Annotated in this window: 14 protein-coding genes; 6 read left to right on the top strand and 8 right to left on the bottom strand. The window is 62.1% G+C overall.

The window, feature by feature from the left end; genetic code table 11:
• Positions 1 to 5: 5 nt before the first annotated feature.
• The 6 genes from VNZ93_RS24805 to VNZ93_RS24780 form a co-directional block, all read right to left on the bottom strand.
• The gene (locus VNZ93_RS24805) at positions 6 to 866 is read right to left on the bottom strand and encodes a tyrosine-type recombinase/integrase (RefSeq protein WP_325711924.1); all 861 of its coding nucleotides are present in this window, start codon (positions 864 to 866) and stop codon (positions 6 to 8) included.
• Between the two features lie 369 nt (positions 867 to 1235).
• The gene (locus VNZ93_RS24800; protein WP_325711922.1) at positions 1236 to 1862 is read right to left on the bottom strand and encodes a cysteine hydrolase; all 627 of its coding nucleotides are present in this window, start codon (positions 1860 to 1862) and stop codon (positions 1236 to 1238) included.
• Between the two features lie 145 nt (positions 1863 to 2007).
• On the bottom strand, positions 2008 to 2820 hold the full coding sequence (locus VNZ93_RS24795; RefSeq protein ID WP_325711919.1) for a sugar phosphate isomerase/epimerase family protein: 813 nt from the start codon (positions 2818 to 2820) through the stop codon (positions 2008 to 2010).
• A 112-nt stretch (positions 2821 to 2932) separates the two neighbouring features.
• Positions 2933 to 3670 (bottom strand): amino acid ABC transporter ATP-binding protein, encoded by a 738-nt coding sequence (locus VNZ93_RS24790; RefSeq protein WP_325711916.1) that lies wholly within the window; start codon positions 3668 to 3670, stop codon positions 2933 to 2935.
• Positions 3654 to 4301 (bottom strand): amino acid ABC transporter permease, encoded by a 648-nt coding sequence (locus tag VNZ93_RS24785; RefSeq protein ID WP_325711913.1) that lies wholly within the window; start codon positions 4299 to 4301, stop codon positions 3654 to 3656. The genes VNZ93_RS24790 and VNZ93_RS24785 overlap by 17 nt, the downstream gene beginning before the upstream one ends.
• Entirely contained in the window at positions 4298 to 4981 is a 684-nt protein-coding gene (locus VNZ93_RS24780; RefSeq protein WP_325711910.1) for an amino acid ABC transporter permease, read from the bottom strand. Before VNZ93_RS24780 ends, VNZ93_RS24785 begins: the two co-directional genes overlap by 4 nt.
• Positions 4982 to 5490: 509 nt before the next feature.
• On the opposite strand from VNZ93_RS24780, the gene VNZ93_RS24775 reads away from it, so the two are divergent.
• The 6 genes from VNZ93_RS24775 (at position 5491) to VNZ93_RS24750 (ending at position 12876) form a co-directional block, all read left to right on the top strand.
• Entirely contained in the window at positions 5491 to 6255 is a 765-nt protein-coding gene (locus VNZ93_RS24775) for a transporter substrate-binding domain-containing protein (RefSeq protein WP_325711907.1), read from the top strand.
• A 155-nt stretch (positions 6256 to 6410) separates the two neighbouring features.
• On the top strand, positions 6411 to 6842 hold the full coding sequence (locus VNZ93_RS24770; RefSeq protein WP_325711904.1) for a heme-binding protein: 432 nt from the start codon (positions 6411 to 6413) through the stop codon (positions 6840 to 6842).
• 24 nt (positions 6843 to 6866) lie between these two features.
• A complete protein-coding gene (locus VNZ93_RS24765; RefSeq protein WP_325711901.1) occupies positions 6867 to 7661 on the top strand; it encodes an SDR family NAD(P)-dependent oxidoreductase in 795 nt (264 codons plus the stop codon).
• Between the two features lie 134 nt (positions 7662 to 7795).
• A complete protein-coding gene (locus VNZ93_RS24760) occupies positions 7796 to 9679 on the top strand; it encodes a thiamine pyrophosphate-dependent enzyme (protein ID WP_325711898.1) in 1884 nt (627 codons plus the stop codon).
• A 22-nt stretch (positions 9680 to 9701) separates the two neighbouring features.
• Positions 9702 to 11141, top strand: coding sequence for an NAD-dependent succinate-semialdehyde dehydrogenase (locus VNZ93_RS24755; RefSeq protein ID WP_325711896.1), 1440 nt, complete (start codon positions 9702 to 9704; stop codon positions 11139 to 11141).
• 10 nt (positions 11142 to 11151) lie between these two features.
• Entirely contained in the window at positions 11152 to 12876 is a 1725-nt protein-coding gene (locus tag VNZ93_RS24750) for a dihydroxy-acid dehydratase (protein WP_325711894.1), read from the top strand.
• 90 nt (positions 12877 to 12966) lie between these two features.
• Here the strand turns inward: VNZ93_RS24750 and VNZ93_RS24745 are convergent, their stop codons facing one another.
• Positions 12967 to 13773 carry an IclR family transcriptional regulator gene (locus tag VNZ93_RS24745; RefSeq protein ID WP_325711891.1) on the bottom strand — a complete coding sequence of 269 codons (807 nt, stop codon included), beginning with the start codon at positions 13771 to 13773 and terminating at the stop codon, positions 12967 to 12969.
• Between the two features lie 122 nt (positions 13774 to 13895).
• A partial coding sequence (locus tag VNZ93_RS24740) for an aldehyde dehydrogenase family protein (protein WP_325711888.1) occupies positions 13896 to 14270 on the bottom strand: 375 nt, incomplete at its 5' end.

Genomic DNA, 14270 nt, shown 5'->3' with positions numbered 1-14270 from the left:
CGTCCTCAGCCTGGCGGCACCACCTCCAGCGTCAGGCGGTCGAGCGGGCTGGTCGTGCTGCGGATCAGCCTGTTGGATACCTTCGTGTAGCGGGCCGTGGTGGACAGATTGTTGTGGCCGAGGAGAACCTGGATGATCCGAATATCGGTCCCGCTTTCCAGAAGATGGGTGGCAAAGCTGTGGCGAAGTGTATGCACCGTCACCCGTTTGTCGATGCCAGCGGCAGTCCGCGCCGAACGGCAGGCCGAGTGCAAGACTTGGACACTGATCGGCATGGTCTCGTCCCTGCCCGGAAACAGCCAGAACTGCGGTCGTGCCAGTTTCCAGTACGTCCGCAAGATACCCAGCAACTGACCCGAGAGCATCACGGTTCGATCCTTGCCGCCCTTGCCATGCTCGACGCTGATGACACCTCGTTCACTGTCGATGTTGCCGACTTTGAGACTGACTGTCTCCGAGGCGCGCAGCCCTGCCGCATAAGCTGTCGTCAGTGCTGCTCTTGTCTTCAGGCTTGGTATCGCTTCGAGAAAGCGCACGATCTCGTCGCCATTCAATATCGTCGGCAGCTTGGATGGCGTACGGGGATAGGCGATGCGCTCCGGTATCTCATCATGCCCAAGGGTGACGCCAAAGAAGAACCGCAGCGCGCAGACCGTCTGGTTCAAGGCCGGCCATGACAGGCCCGTCGACACCAGATGCACCTGAAAGGCGCGCACGTCTTCCAGTCCAAGTCGGTCTGGCGATCGCCCGAAATAGCGCGAGAACTTCGTCACCGCATGCAAATAGGATCGCTGCGTCGCCGGCGACAGGTTGCGGATCGTCATGTCCTCGATCATCCGCTGGCGTAGAGGGCTCATCTCACTCATGATAATCTCCTGTTCAAAGGTTGGCCAAAACAGCCAATCCTTCAAACCAGAGACACGCCATGCAAATCAGACGCCCCAACTGCCGCGAAAGCGGCTTCGTTCAATCCTGAATCCGGTTAACGGCGACACGCTTTAGAAGGCCGATGATCTGTTTGTCTGTGAAACGGTTGCGCTTCATTACCTGGTCCTCACGGTGGGCCAGAGCTTACTTCAAAATGGATTATTTCAACGGGGCAAGGTCAATCTCCAAGCGGAGCGCGTTAGTACCAGCGCACCGCCATAAAGCCGCCTGATCAGGGGTGACCGCGCCGGCAGACGGCGCAAGGGGACGCCGAGCCGTCGAATCTGATCCAACGTGACAAGTCCGCGTCAGTGCGCCACGTGTTGCATGGCGTCGATGATGTCGCGGGTCGTGGTGATTTCCGCCACGGCCGGCAGAAATCCTTCGATCGTGTTGCGATGCGAGGTGGCGCTCTGGCCGGCGACGGCGTCCTCGGGGACGAGGACCCTGTAGCCCGCGTCGGCGGCATGACGGGCAGTGTGTTCGATGCCGCCGCTGGTCAGGGCCCCGACGACAACGAGTGTATCGACGCCGAGACCGGTAAGAACGCTTTCGAACGTCGTGTTGTAGAAGGGATTCTCACGTGCCTTCTCTATGACGAAGTCGCCTTCGCGCGGCGCCAGCGCATCGATCGGCTCGACGCCCCATGTGCCGCGGCGAATGCCGCCGGCCGCCAGTACGCCCCTGTAGAGCGGTGCATTGGCCTTCGTCCCGCGGCCATCCTTCTCGATGACGAACAGGACATGGACCACGCCGGCCCCCCGCGCGCGGAACGTCTCCGCGATCTGCCGGATATGCGCAATCATGCCCTGAGATTCGACGTGGTTCCGGATGCCGGGCGTTGACAGGACCCCGTCGGGGTCGAGCAGGTCGCGCTGCGTTCCCTGAATAACAACTGCGGTTTTTTCCGGATCTAGTTGTAGTCCATACGTCATGTTTCGTCTCCATAGTGTTGGCCGGCGGAACCGAGGCTTCGATCCGCATCTCCGCGCGGAAAGGAACATCAGCCCTTCATCCAAGGCCGGTGATTCGTTGAAGGGAACGACGCGGCAAGCTTCGCGATCATGCCGCCTCGGGCGTCTACAGGCGGCTAGGGGGCGTGGTCCGCTCGATGAGCGCTTCCAAAAACAGCCTGCTTTCCTCCAATACCTGGTTCAGGGGGCGCGTATCGGTCGAGAAATAGTGGCTTTCGTGCTCGATCGAAATCGCCCCATCGAAACCAGCTGCGAAGATTTCCAAGAGCATTCCGTCGAAATCCACGGCGCCCTTGCCGAGCTGGTTGAATTCGAAGGCATTGGGCGAGCCCGACGCATCCTTGAGATGAACATGGTTTACCCGCGTGGCAAGCGCGCGCGCGGCGCCAACGACATCCCCGTCCATTACCTGCAGGTGGGAGGGATCGAAGTTAAGTCCGAGCGCCGGAATGTCCTCTAACAGATCTTCCGCGCTCCTGCGCGTGCCGATCAGCCGATTGACGATCGGCTCGAGGGACAGGCTGATGGCGAGCCGGTCAGCGACGGCCAGAGCCGCGTGAAGGGACCTCCGTAGCGGGTCTGCGGCGGCGCCTTCGCCGGCGATAACGTGCACGACGCCGATGCCCAGATCGCTGGCCAGTTCAAGCATTCCGATTGTGTGTTCGAGGGATCGCTCGTTGCGCGCGGCGTCCGAGCTGCCGAAGTCCGCGTGGTGCGCGCTGAGGGCGGCGAAGGGACCAAGTTGCGCCAGTTCCTGCCGAACGGCGCGACCGGTGTCCGGCCCCACATGCGGGGCCGCCCACGGCAGGATTTCACCGTTCAGTTCGGCGGCGTCGTAGCCGTAGTCCTTGATGACGCGAACGGCGTCCAGAACCGGAAAGTCCCCGAGCAACCCGGAGTGGAATGCGGTCGTGACCATGTCTGTTCTCCTCTTTGACATGTTAGGCACTGCGGAAGGCTGACGCCGGGCAAGGTATCGCCAGAGCCCGGCCCCGAACACGGCCGGGCCCCGGTGCCGCTCGGGGCAGAGGTCACTGCACCGTTGCGGACTTCTGCAGGAAATTGGCGAATTCGCGGGTCGGCGGCGTATCCAGAACCGACGGCGGACCATCGACGTTGATCTGACCCTCGTGCATGAAGACCACGCGGTCGGCCACGTCATGGGCAAAGTCCATCTCGTGGGTGACCAGGATCATAGTCATGCCTTCGCTCGCCAGTCCCTCGATGACGCGCAGAACCTCTCCCGTCAGCTGGGGATCCAGGGCCGAGGTCACCTCGTCGAACAGCATCAGCTTCGGCTGCAGCGCAAGTCCGCGCGCGATCGCGACGCGCTGCTGCTGGCCGCCCGACAGTTGTTCGGGATACATGTGGAATTTCTCGGCCAGCCCCACGCGCGACAGAACCTGGCACGAGATGTCTTGCGATTCCTTGCGGCTCAGTTTTTTGACCAGCCGCAGGGCCAGCATCACGTTCTCGAGAGCCGTCATATGGGGGAAGAGGTTGTAGGATTGGAAAACGATCCCGACATCGCGGCGAAGGCGTGCCTTGTCGACATCTGCCGCGTGGAGGGCGTGATCGCAGACCCACAACTCGCCTCCCTGGATGGTCTCCAGGCGGTCCAAGCATCGCAATGCCGTCGACTTTCCAGATCCCGATTGGCCGACGATGGCCACAACCTCTCCCTTGTTGACCGTTAGGTTCAGATCCTTGAGGACCTCCAGCGCGCCGAAGGATTTCCGGACGCCTTTCATATTAACGATTGCCGACATTCAACTTCCTCTCCAGTGTGCGTGACAGCTCCGATAGCGGATAGCAGACACAGAAATACAAGACGCCGGCCAGACCGAAGTATATGAAGGGCTGGAACGTTGTATTGTTTATCAATTTCGCGTTGTAGCTGAGATCGGGAAAGCCGATGACAATCGATGCTATCGACGTGTTTTTGATCACCTGTACCATCATGCCCACCGTGGGAGGCAGTGACAGTTTCAGAGCCTGCGGGACGATCACGTACCACATGCGCTGCAGACGGCTGAGACCAATGCATTCGGCGGCCTCCCATTGCGCCTTGGGAACGGCCTGCAGGCAGCCGCGCCAGATCTCAGCGACAAAGGCCGAGGTGTACAGCGACATCGCAAGAGTGGCCGCGAACAGTTCCGTCACCCCGTTGAAGCCGAAAAGGATCGGTCCGAAATAGCAGAGCCCCATCAGGACCAGCAGCGGGATGCCCTGCATTAGCTGGATATAGGCCGCCGCCAGCTTCCGGACGGCGCTGGCGGGCGAAATGCGGGCAAGGGCAACGATCGCACCGATTGGTCCGCCGAAGAGGAAGCTCAGGAGCGACAGGACGATGGTGTTCTTCAGTCCCTCGACGAGGGAAAGCGCGAAAACGTAGTTCATAGCGGCGTTCCTAGTCGACGAAGGCGCGGAAACAGCGCGAGCCCGATCAGGTTGAAAAGCACCCGGACGAGAACGGATAGGGAGAAATACATCACGCCGAGAACCACGAAGACCTCGAAGTTGCGGAACGTGACCGACTGGATGCGGTTGGCAACGCCAAACAACTCGTTCACCCCGACGGCCGAGACGATTGACGAAAACAGCATCAGCAGCACGTACTGGGAGGTCAGCGCTGGATAGACACGCTCCACCGCCGGCCTGATGATGACGTGAACATAGGTCTGTAGCGATGTGAGGCCGAGACATTCGGCCGCCTCGAGTTGGCTCTGATGCAGGCTCTCGATCCCCGCCCGCACTATCTCTGTAGTATAGGCCGCGACGTTGACCGTCAGGGCGATGACGGCGCCGATGAGGATGGGAATGCGGAATCCGGCCGCGGCAAAACCGAAGATGAGGAAATACGCCTGAATCAGCAGTGGTGTGTTGCGGATGATCTCGACATAGGTCTTGACTACGATGCGCGCCCAGCGCGGCCCCGCCGTATAGGTGACCGCCAGCAACGAACCGGTGATGATGCCGGCGACCGTGGTCAAGAGAGTCAACTGCACTGTCGTGAGAAGGCCATCCAGAAGCAGCGGCCACTGCGACAGTACAGGTGTGAAGTCGAATTCATAGTTCAATGTTTTCCTCCTCGACAGTTTGCCTCGCTAAAGGCGTCATTCTGACGGGCCGATGGCCCGGCGCCCGTCCACTGTTCTTCGCACGCTCCCACCACGTGACTGCCTTCCGTACACGGATGCAGGAATGCTGGTCATTCCCGTCGAAACGGCACTCTGCGGGGGTGTCGCCCACCGCGCGGACCCGTCCTGACGTTGCGGCCTTCAGGGAAACGCTCCTATGCCGTCTTTGCCCCCTCAAACGGCCGGGCGCGACGACCGCCTCCCATGCCCGATCCGTGTGCATCCGGCAGCGACGAATTTCGCAAGGTTGCTTATTGCGAATTCCTGTTGACTATTACGAACTTTTCCGGATGATGCAAGAGGATTTCGAGGCAGCGGGAGGATGAATCGCGGCGGCCAGTCCGGGGGATTTGGAGATCATCTCTTCCACATGTTGCCGATCCGGGTGCCTAGCGATCCGAACACCAACCAGAGTTAGAGGAGGAAAACACATGAAGTTACTTCGCGTCATGCTTTGCGCGGTCGCCGTCGCCGGGTCTTTTGGCATTGCGAATGCGGACCAACTGGCCACCATCCGGGAAAAGGGCGTCATCCGCGTGGCTACCGACATGTCTGTGCCGCCTTACGGCACGCTGGATGCAGAATTGAAGCCGATCGGATCGGATGTCGAAGCCGCGCAGTTGCTCGCCGAAAGCCTCGGCGTGAAGCTGGAATTCGTTCCCGTAACGGGCGCCAACCGCGTTCCGTTCCTGTTGACTGGCAAAGCCGATGTGGTGATGGCGACCTTCTCGATCAGCAAGGAACGCGACGAGGTTGTTGACTTCTCTCTGCCCTACGGCGCCGTGCAAATCATCGTCGCGGCCCCGAAGGCCGACCAGATCGCCGGTTTCGCAGATCTGAAGGGTCGCCGCATAGGCGTGACGCGCGGCACGACCGCCGACAACTTCCTGACGGAAGGCGCGCCGGATGCCGACATAGTCCGGTTCGACGACGATTCCACGCTCACGACCGCCATCAAGTCCGGCCAGGCAGAAATTGCTGTCGTCACCGGCGCGCTTGTGCCCATCCTTAACGAGACGCGTCCGGAAAATCCGCTTGAACAGAAGTTTCTGATTCGCAGCTCCCCCTATGCTGTGGGCCTGCGCGAGAACGAACCCGAGCTGAAGACCTACTTGGATGCCTGGGTCACCGAAAACATGGAAAACGGAAAGCTGAAGGCCATCTACAAGAAGTGGGTACGGACGGACCTGCCCAATCTCAATCCCAGCAACTAAAGGACCAAGGTACACCCGGATCGCGCAATCCGGGTGTACCCAACGCTTAACGTCCGGCTCCCGCCGACATGATCCGCAAAGGGGCGCGGGCGGGACCACTTCCGCTGTGACAAGACAGCATCACAGACGATCAGGTGTAATTCGAGGAAAACTACATGGACGTGACCGTTAAGAAATCATCAATTACCTGCTTTGCGGCCCAGCGCATGATCGACGGGTCGATCAAGCGTGCCACGGAACTCGGCAAGACCGTTTCCATCGCCGTACTCGACGAGGGTGGCTGGCTGGTTGCGTTCGCCCGCATGCCCGGCGCCGCCCTGTCGACCGTGCAGGTAGCAACCGACAAGGCCTATACCTCCGCGACCACGGGAAAGAGCACCCAGGAATGGTTCGATACCATCCAGGCCGACGAGCCGCTGAGGGCCGGAGCGGCCATCGGCACCAACCGGCTGATCGTTTTCGGCGGCGGCCAGCCGATCTGCTGGAATGGCGACGTAATCGGCGCGATCGGCGTGAGCGGCAGCCATTGGACGATGGACACGGAGATCGGTGCGGCCGGCATTGCCGCACTCGGCGAGAATTTCTGAGAAAGCTGAGACCGGAGAGAAGATATGAAAAAGACAGATGCGCTCGACGGATGCGTCGCCATGGTAACCGGATGTGGCGGAAAGCGCGGAATCGGCGCGGCCATCGTGCGGGCACTGGCTGCGGACGGAGCGAAGGTGGTTGCTACGGACATTGCGCGCAACCGCGATGCGCTGGCAGAGGTCTGCGCGGAGATCAACCGGGAACTGGGCGAGGAGCTGGTCTTCCCGGAAGTCTGCGACATTACCAGCATGGACTCGTGCAAGGCGGCCGTCGACAGCGCGGTCGGCAGATTTGGACGGTTGGACATCCTGGTCAACAACGCCGGCGCTCCGCAGGGTGCGGACCGGGCGGATCTCAGTGAAGTGTCGGAAGAGGCATGGACATTCGTCGTCGATGTCAATCTGAACGGTGCGTTTCGCGTCACCAAGCACGCGCTTCCGCATCTGCGTGCATCGGGGCGCGGACGCATCATCAGCATCTCATCGGCAGCCGCTATCCGCAGCCTGTTCGATCGCGTCGCCTATGCCGCCTCTAAGGCGGGCATCCTCGGGATGACGGTGTCGCTGGCAGGCGACGTCGCGGATTCCGGGATCACGGTCAATGCGATCTGCCCCGGCTCGGTCGATTCCGGCCGCGATACGGTGCGTCCCGACGCCAGCAAGTCCGGGCCGGTCTATGCCTGGTCGCCGGTCGGCCGGGTCGGCGTTCCGGCCGACATTGCTGGGCTCGTGAAATACCTGGCGTCCGATTCCGCGTCGTATCTGACCGGACAGGCGATCACCATCGACGGCGGGCTGTCGACCGTACTCAAGCTGTAGGCCGCCCTGCGGGCACGGGTTTTTCGCAACCCGTGCCGCATCGGGACAATCGAACGGCTGCGCGGGCGCCGCAAGAGATGAACACCACAGCGGCGCTGTCGGTGAGGAAACGGAACATATCTATGGAGGGTCCGATGGAGGACGAGAACGTGCGGGCACGCGCCCGCGCAATAGCCGCTTGCGGCCATATCGACAGGGCAATAGCAGCGGGAAGCCTGCCGGAATTCATCGACGTGACCGCGTCCGAGGGACTGTTGCTTGGCCTGCTGCGCCAGGGGATCACGAAATATTTGGGCATCCTCGGCCACGGCAACACGGATTTCGGCGAGATCCTTCGCGTCTATTGCGAAGAGGGCGTGGCGAAATTCTATCCGTGCCGTAACGAAGTTTCGATGGCGCATGCGGCGACCGCGCTCGCTTGGGCCTACAAGGAGACGCCGGCGGTCCTGACCTCCATCGGACCAGGCGCGCTGCAGGCCTATGCCGGCTCTCTAGCCGCAGCATCGAACGGCGTCGGCATCTACCATATTTACGGGGATGAGACCACGCGCGGCGAAGGCTACAACATGCAGCAGATTCCGCGGGCGCGTCAGAACCAATTCGGCCGCCTCACCGAAATCCTCGGCGATTCCTATACGCTGCACACCGCCGAGGCCCTGCGCGAAGCCCTCCATCGCGGCACCAATGCCGTACACCGGCCCTACTTCGCTTCGCCCTTCTATCTCTGCTTCCCGATTAACGTTCAGCCGAAGATTATCAAGAACCTGCGGCTGACCAGCCTCCCCGGCCGGATCAAGGTCCCGGTTTCCGCACCGGTCGACGAGTGGGTCTACGCCGAAGCGGCGGCGACGATCCGCAAGTTCGCCAGGATCGCGATCAAGCTCGGCGGCGGCAGCCGTGAACATGCCGGAGCCGTGCGCTCGTTCCTCAAGGCTTCGCGCGGCGTCGCTGTCCTGTCTCCGGGGTCGACGGGTGTCGTCGCCGACGCCGATCCGCAGAACATGCATGTCGGCGGAAGCAAAGGCTCAATTAGCGGTAACTATGCCATGGAAAATTGCGAGCTGCTGATCGTCATCGGTTCGCGTTCGGTCTGCCAGGCCGACTGCTCCGGCACAGGATATCCGAACGCACAGGCCGTCATCAATATCAACGGCAACATCGACGATGCCTCGCACTACAACAACACGCAGATCCTTTCCGGCGACATTTCAGCGGTCCTCTCGAGACTGACGGCGGCCGTGAAGGCATCGGTGGCGGACCCTGCGGTCGAGGCCGAAGCCGGGCAATGGCTGGCCGCCTGCGCCGCGAAGAAGGCCGAGTGGAGCACCTTCAAGGCGGCGCGCACAGACGACGTGACGCTGCGCGACCCGGTCTGGCAGCGCACTGTGCTGACACAGCCGAGCGCGGTCAAGACGGTCGCGGATTTCGCCAAGATGATCGGCGCGCTGAAGGTGTTCGACGCGGGCGACGTGCAGGCCAACGGCTTCCAGCTCGTCGAGGACGACGTACCGTTCGAGACCATCACCGAAACGGGCGCATCCTACATGGGCTTTGCGACAAGCGCCATTTCGGCCGCCGGCATCGCCGACGACAGCCGCTACATGATTGCCTTCACCGGCGACGGTTCCTTCATGATGAACCCCCAGATCCTGATCGATGCGCTGGTCCACAAGGCCAAAGGCATGGTCGTGGTGTTCGATAATCGCCGCATGGGCGCGATCTCGTCTCTGCAAGCCTCGCAGTTCGGCCCGGACTTCGGCACCAGTGACGATGTAGCCATCGATTTCGCCACTCTCGCCTCGTCCGTCGACGGCGTGCTCGGCCTGTTTGGTGGCTACAGCCGCAGGGAACTTTGGACAGCGCTCGAAAAGGGTCATGCACATGACGGCCTTTCGCTGATCCATGTGCCGGTTTTCTGGGGGGATGATCCGCTGGCAGGCCTCGGCGCCTATGGCCGGTGGAACGTTGGGCCTTGGGTCACCGACGTCGAGCGTCTCTATTCCCAGCAATCGATCTGAACCCGGCCGAAGGAGATCCATCATGTATGACGAATTCGGACTATTCATCGATGGCCGTTGGCGCGCTTCGCGAAGCGGCGGCACGCGGCCCGTCATCGATCCTGTCGACGAAGAGATCATCGGCCATCTTCCCTCGGCCGATGCGGCCGATCTCGACGAGATCCTTGCCGTGCTCGCCCGGGAGGCCCCGCGTTGGGGTCAGGTGTCGGGATGGGAAAGAAGCGGCATCCTGCGCGGGATCGCATCGGAAATGCGCACGGTGTCGGATCGTGCCGCCCGCGACATGAGCGCCGAGACCGGAAAAACGCTTGCGGAGGCAGCGGGCGAATGGGGCGCCGCCGTCGATCAGTTCGACTGGTACGCGGATGAAGCCCGCCGCATCTTCGGCCACGTGCTGGACGGCAGGGACCGCAATGTCCGCCTCAACGTGCGCTTCGACCCCGTCGGACCGGTCGCTGCATTCACGGCCTGGAACTTTCCTGCCCTGCTGCCCGCCCGCAAAATCGCAGCATCGCTGGCGGCCGGCTGCCCGGTGGTCATCAAACCCTCGGAGGAAGCGCCGTCGAGCACGCTGCATATCGCAGCAGCGGCCATCAGAGCAGGCCTCCCGGCCGGCGTGCTGAACGTGGTCAGCGGCAAGTCCGCGGATATTTCCTCACACCTGATCGCCTCGCCGATCATCCGCAAGGTCTCGCTCACCGGCTCCGTTCCCGTCGGCAAGTTGATCCTCAAGCAATGCGCAGACACGGTGAAGAAGGTGTCGATGGAACTCGGCGGCCACGCCCCGGTCCTTGTGCTGGAAGACGCCGACCCGGTTGCCGCGGCGACGCTCTGCGCGCGCACTAAGTTCCGCAATGCCGGCCAGGTCTGCATCTCGCCGAGCCGCTTCTATGTCCACAACTCCATCTACGAGCCATTCGCCCGCACGATGGCCGACGTCGCCAATGGCCTGAGGATCGGCCGTGGCAGCGATGACGGCATCGAGATGGGGCCGATGGCAAACGCGCGCGGCCGTGAGCGTATCGTCGGCATGGTCTCCAATGCGCTTGCAAAGGGTGCGACGCTGTTGGCCGGCGGTGAGATCCCCGCCGATCGCAACCGTGGTTTCTTCTACCGGCCGACGGTTCTCGGCGATGTGCCGGACGATGCCCTGATCATGACCGAGGAGCCCTTCGGCCCGGTCGCGCCGATTGCTCGGTTCTCCGACTTCGACGATGCGATCAGGCGCGCCAATGACGTCTCCTTCGGCCTTGCCGGCTACGTATTCACGCAATCGCTCGAAGGCGCGAACAAAGCGGCGGAAGCACTCGAGGTCGGCATGGTTGGCGTCAACGACATGCTGCTGGCCGCGGCCGAAATCCCCTTCGGCGGGATCAAGGAAAGCGGCATGGGTCGCGAAGGCGGCCAGCTCGGGATCTTCGATTATCTCGAAGCCAAGTACATCAAGATGCGGATGGCGTGAGGAGGAAGCCATGTGTGACGAAGACAACAATTCCTGCAAGGACAAGGGCTTTTCCCGCGGTCTGACCAACTATGGCGATCGGGGCTTCAGCATCTATCTGCGCCGCTCCTTCGCCAGTTCGATGGGCTACAGCCGCCAGATGCTGGACCGGCCCATCGTCGGCATTGCCCATTCGGCGAGCGGCTTCAACAACTGTCACCGCCACTTTCCCGAGATGATCGAGGCGGTGAAGCGCGGCGTACTTGCCGCGGGCGCGCTGCCCGTCGAATTCCCGACGATCTCGCTCGGTGAGGTCTTCCTCAGCCCGACCAGCTTGAAGTTCCGCAACCTCATGTCGATGGACGTCGAGGAAATGACCCGCGCCCAGCCGATGGATTCCGTAGTTCTGCTCGGCGGCTGCGACAAGACCGTGCCGGCGCAGCTCATGGGTGCTGCCTCCGCCGGCCTGCCCTCGATCCAGCTCGTCGCCGGTCCCATGTCGACAAGCCGCCATCGTGGCGAACGTCTCGGCGCCTGTACCGACTGCCGCCGGTTCTGGCAGAGCTATCGTGCCGGCGATGTGGACGACCAGGGCATCAACGAGGTTGAAAAGCGCCTCGCCTCCACCAGCGGGACTTGCGCGGTGATGGGAACGGCCAGCACCATGGCCTCGCTTGCCGAAGCCATCGGCATGATGCCGGCAGGCTCAGCCGCCATTCCGGCCGTCGATGCCGATCGCCTGCGCATGGCCGAGGAGACCGGCCGCATCGCCGTCTCGCTGATCGGTACCGACAAGACCCCGAAAAAGATCATCACGGAAAAGGCGTTGGAAAACGGCGTGCGTATCCTGATGGCGATCGGCGGCTCGACCAATGCGATCATCCATCTTGCCGCTATTGCCGGGCGCCTCGGGCTGAAGATCGACCTGAAGCGCATGAACGAGATCAGCGACACGACCCCCGTGCTCGTCGACCTGAAGCCGACCGGCACCTCCTACATGGAAGACCTGCACGCCGCCGGCGGTATACCGGCCGTCATGCGCGAACTGAAGCACCTCCTACATCTCGATTGCGAAACGATCACCGGAGAGACCATCGGCGACCGCATCGAGGCGGCGGACGCCTGGGTCGACAGGAACGTCGTCAAGTCTATCGGCGACCCCATTCGCGAGAACGGCGGTCTGCTTGCTGTCTTCGGTAACATGGCCCCGCGCGGCGCGATCATCAAGCGCTCGGCAGCGGACCCGAACCTCTTCGAGAAGACCGGTCGCGCCGTGGTCTTCACCTCGTTGCAGGATCTCGCCGCCCGCATCGACGATCCCGACCTCGACGTGACTGCGGACGACTTCCTCGTCCTTCAGAATGCAGGCCCGCTCAGCGATGTGGCCATGCCGGAGGCGGGCTACATTCCAATCCCGGCCAAGCTCGCACGCGCCGGGGTCAAGGATATGGTGCGCATCTCCGATGCCCGCATGAGCGGCACGGCCTACGGCACCATCGTCCTGCACGTGGCGCCCGATTCCGCATCGGGCGGGCCGATCGGTCTGATCCGCGACGGCGACAAGATCGCATTGAGCGTTAAGAACCACAGCATCAATCTCATGGTACCGGACGGGGAACTGGAGGCGCGCATGGCGGCAAGCACCGTCGCGAAGCGGCCCGCTCCACGTGGCTACGATATGCTCTACCGCGACCACGTGCTTCAGGCCGACGAGGGATGCGATTTCGACTTCCTGCAGGGTGCGCTGGAGCCATAGAGCCTCGACGGCCACACCATGCCGGCCCGGCCCGATCTCACATCGGGTTGGGTTTCCGCATTCCAAATGCTGCCGGCACTGGCCGGCATCTCAGGCGCACCGGTATCGGGTCGAAAAATCGCGTGCCACCGTTTTCGTGATGTTGGCCAGGCGCCGAATGTCCTGCGCGTTGACCGTTGCGGAGATCGCCGATACGCCGACCGAGGCCACGACGTCGTCTCCGCTGAAGACCGGGGCCGCCACGCATGTAAGGACATCAATGTGCTCGCGATCGTCTGTGGCATATCCTTGCTCGCGGATCCTCGCGATCTCGGCGACCAGCACGGCCCGATCCGTGATTGTGCGCTCGGTAAGCGACGGCAGCTGCAGCGCCTTCAGTAGGCGTGCCTGCTCGCCTTCGTGCTGGAAGGCTAACAGGCATTTTCCCAGAGCCGAGCAATGCAGGGGCTCCTTCACGCCCACGAGGCTGCGTACCGAAATGGGCGTTTCGGGAGAGGCCGTGTCGATCAGCAATGCTTCGTTGCTGGAGAGGATGGCCAGATGCGCCTCCTGGCCGGCGCTGTTGGCCAGTTCCTTGAGATGCGGCTTGGCGACCGAGATGATGTCGAAGTTCATCTCGGTCGCCTTGGCCGTCCAAACGAGGAACTGCGGCCCTAGCGAATAGTGGCGCGTACGCGGGTCCTTTCGCGCCAGCCCGTGACGCTCGAGCGTGCTGAGGAAGCGGTAGGCCGACGCCTTGTCCATGCTCAGTTGCTGGGAGATTTCAGCCACGGACACCGTCCCCCCGGCGTTTAGGATGCAGTCAATGACCTTCAATCCCTTGGAAAAGGAAGAGATGATCGACGTGTCCTTAGCCTCGGGCACGATGCGGTCCGCAGCGGGGATCGGTAATTCCATGTTACACGCCTTTTTTAGTTTGGTTGAACCCCGGAGTATCGACTGCGACGGTTTTTTCGCCGCTGGATGCTCTATCCCGTTATCGTCTCGCAATCCCGGACGCAGAACCGGCGGAAATTGCGCTAAAATAACTCATTCACGAATTTGGTCACAAGGTGATCACCAAGGCCCTCACTTCCGCCTTCATGGCCGTAGCCACTGTCCTTGACACCGCAGACCGGTGTTTCCGGCAACCCGAACGCCGTGTCGTTAATGCCAACCATGCCCACCTCGAGATTCGAGGCGGTCCAGCGTGCGATGGCAAGATTGCCGGTGAATACGGTGGCTGCGAGGCCGTAGGACAATGCATTCGCTCGTAACACGAATTCTTCCATGCCGGTAAACTTCGTGATTGGCACCACGGGTCCGAACGGCTCGATCTGCATGATGTCCGCATCGTCCGGCACGTCGGTCAGCACGGTCGGGCGATAGCCGTTGCCGTGATCCCCGACTCGCTT

It is taken from the genome of Pseudorhodoplanes sp., assembly GCF_035565795.1.
Taxonomy (GTDB): Bacteria; Pseudomonadota; Alphaproteobacteria; order Rhizobiales; family Xanthobacteraceae; genus Pseudorhodoplanes.
The sequence above is the reverse complement of the archived record's forward strand: the minus strand, read 5'-3'. Positions and strand labels throughout refer to the sequence as shown.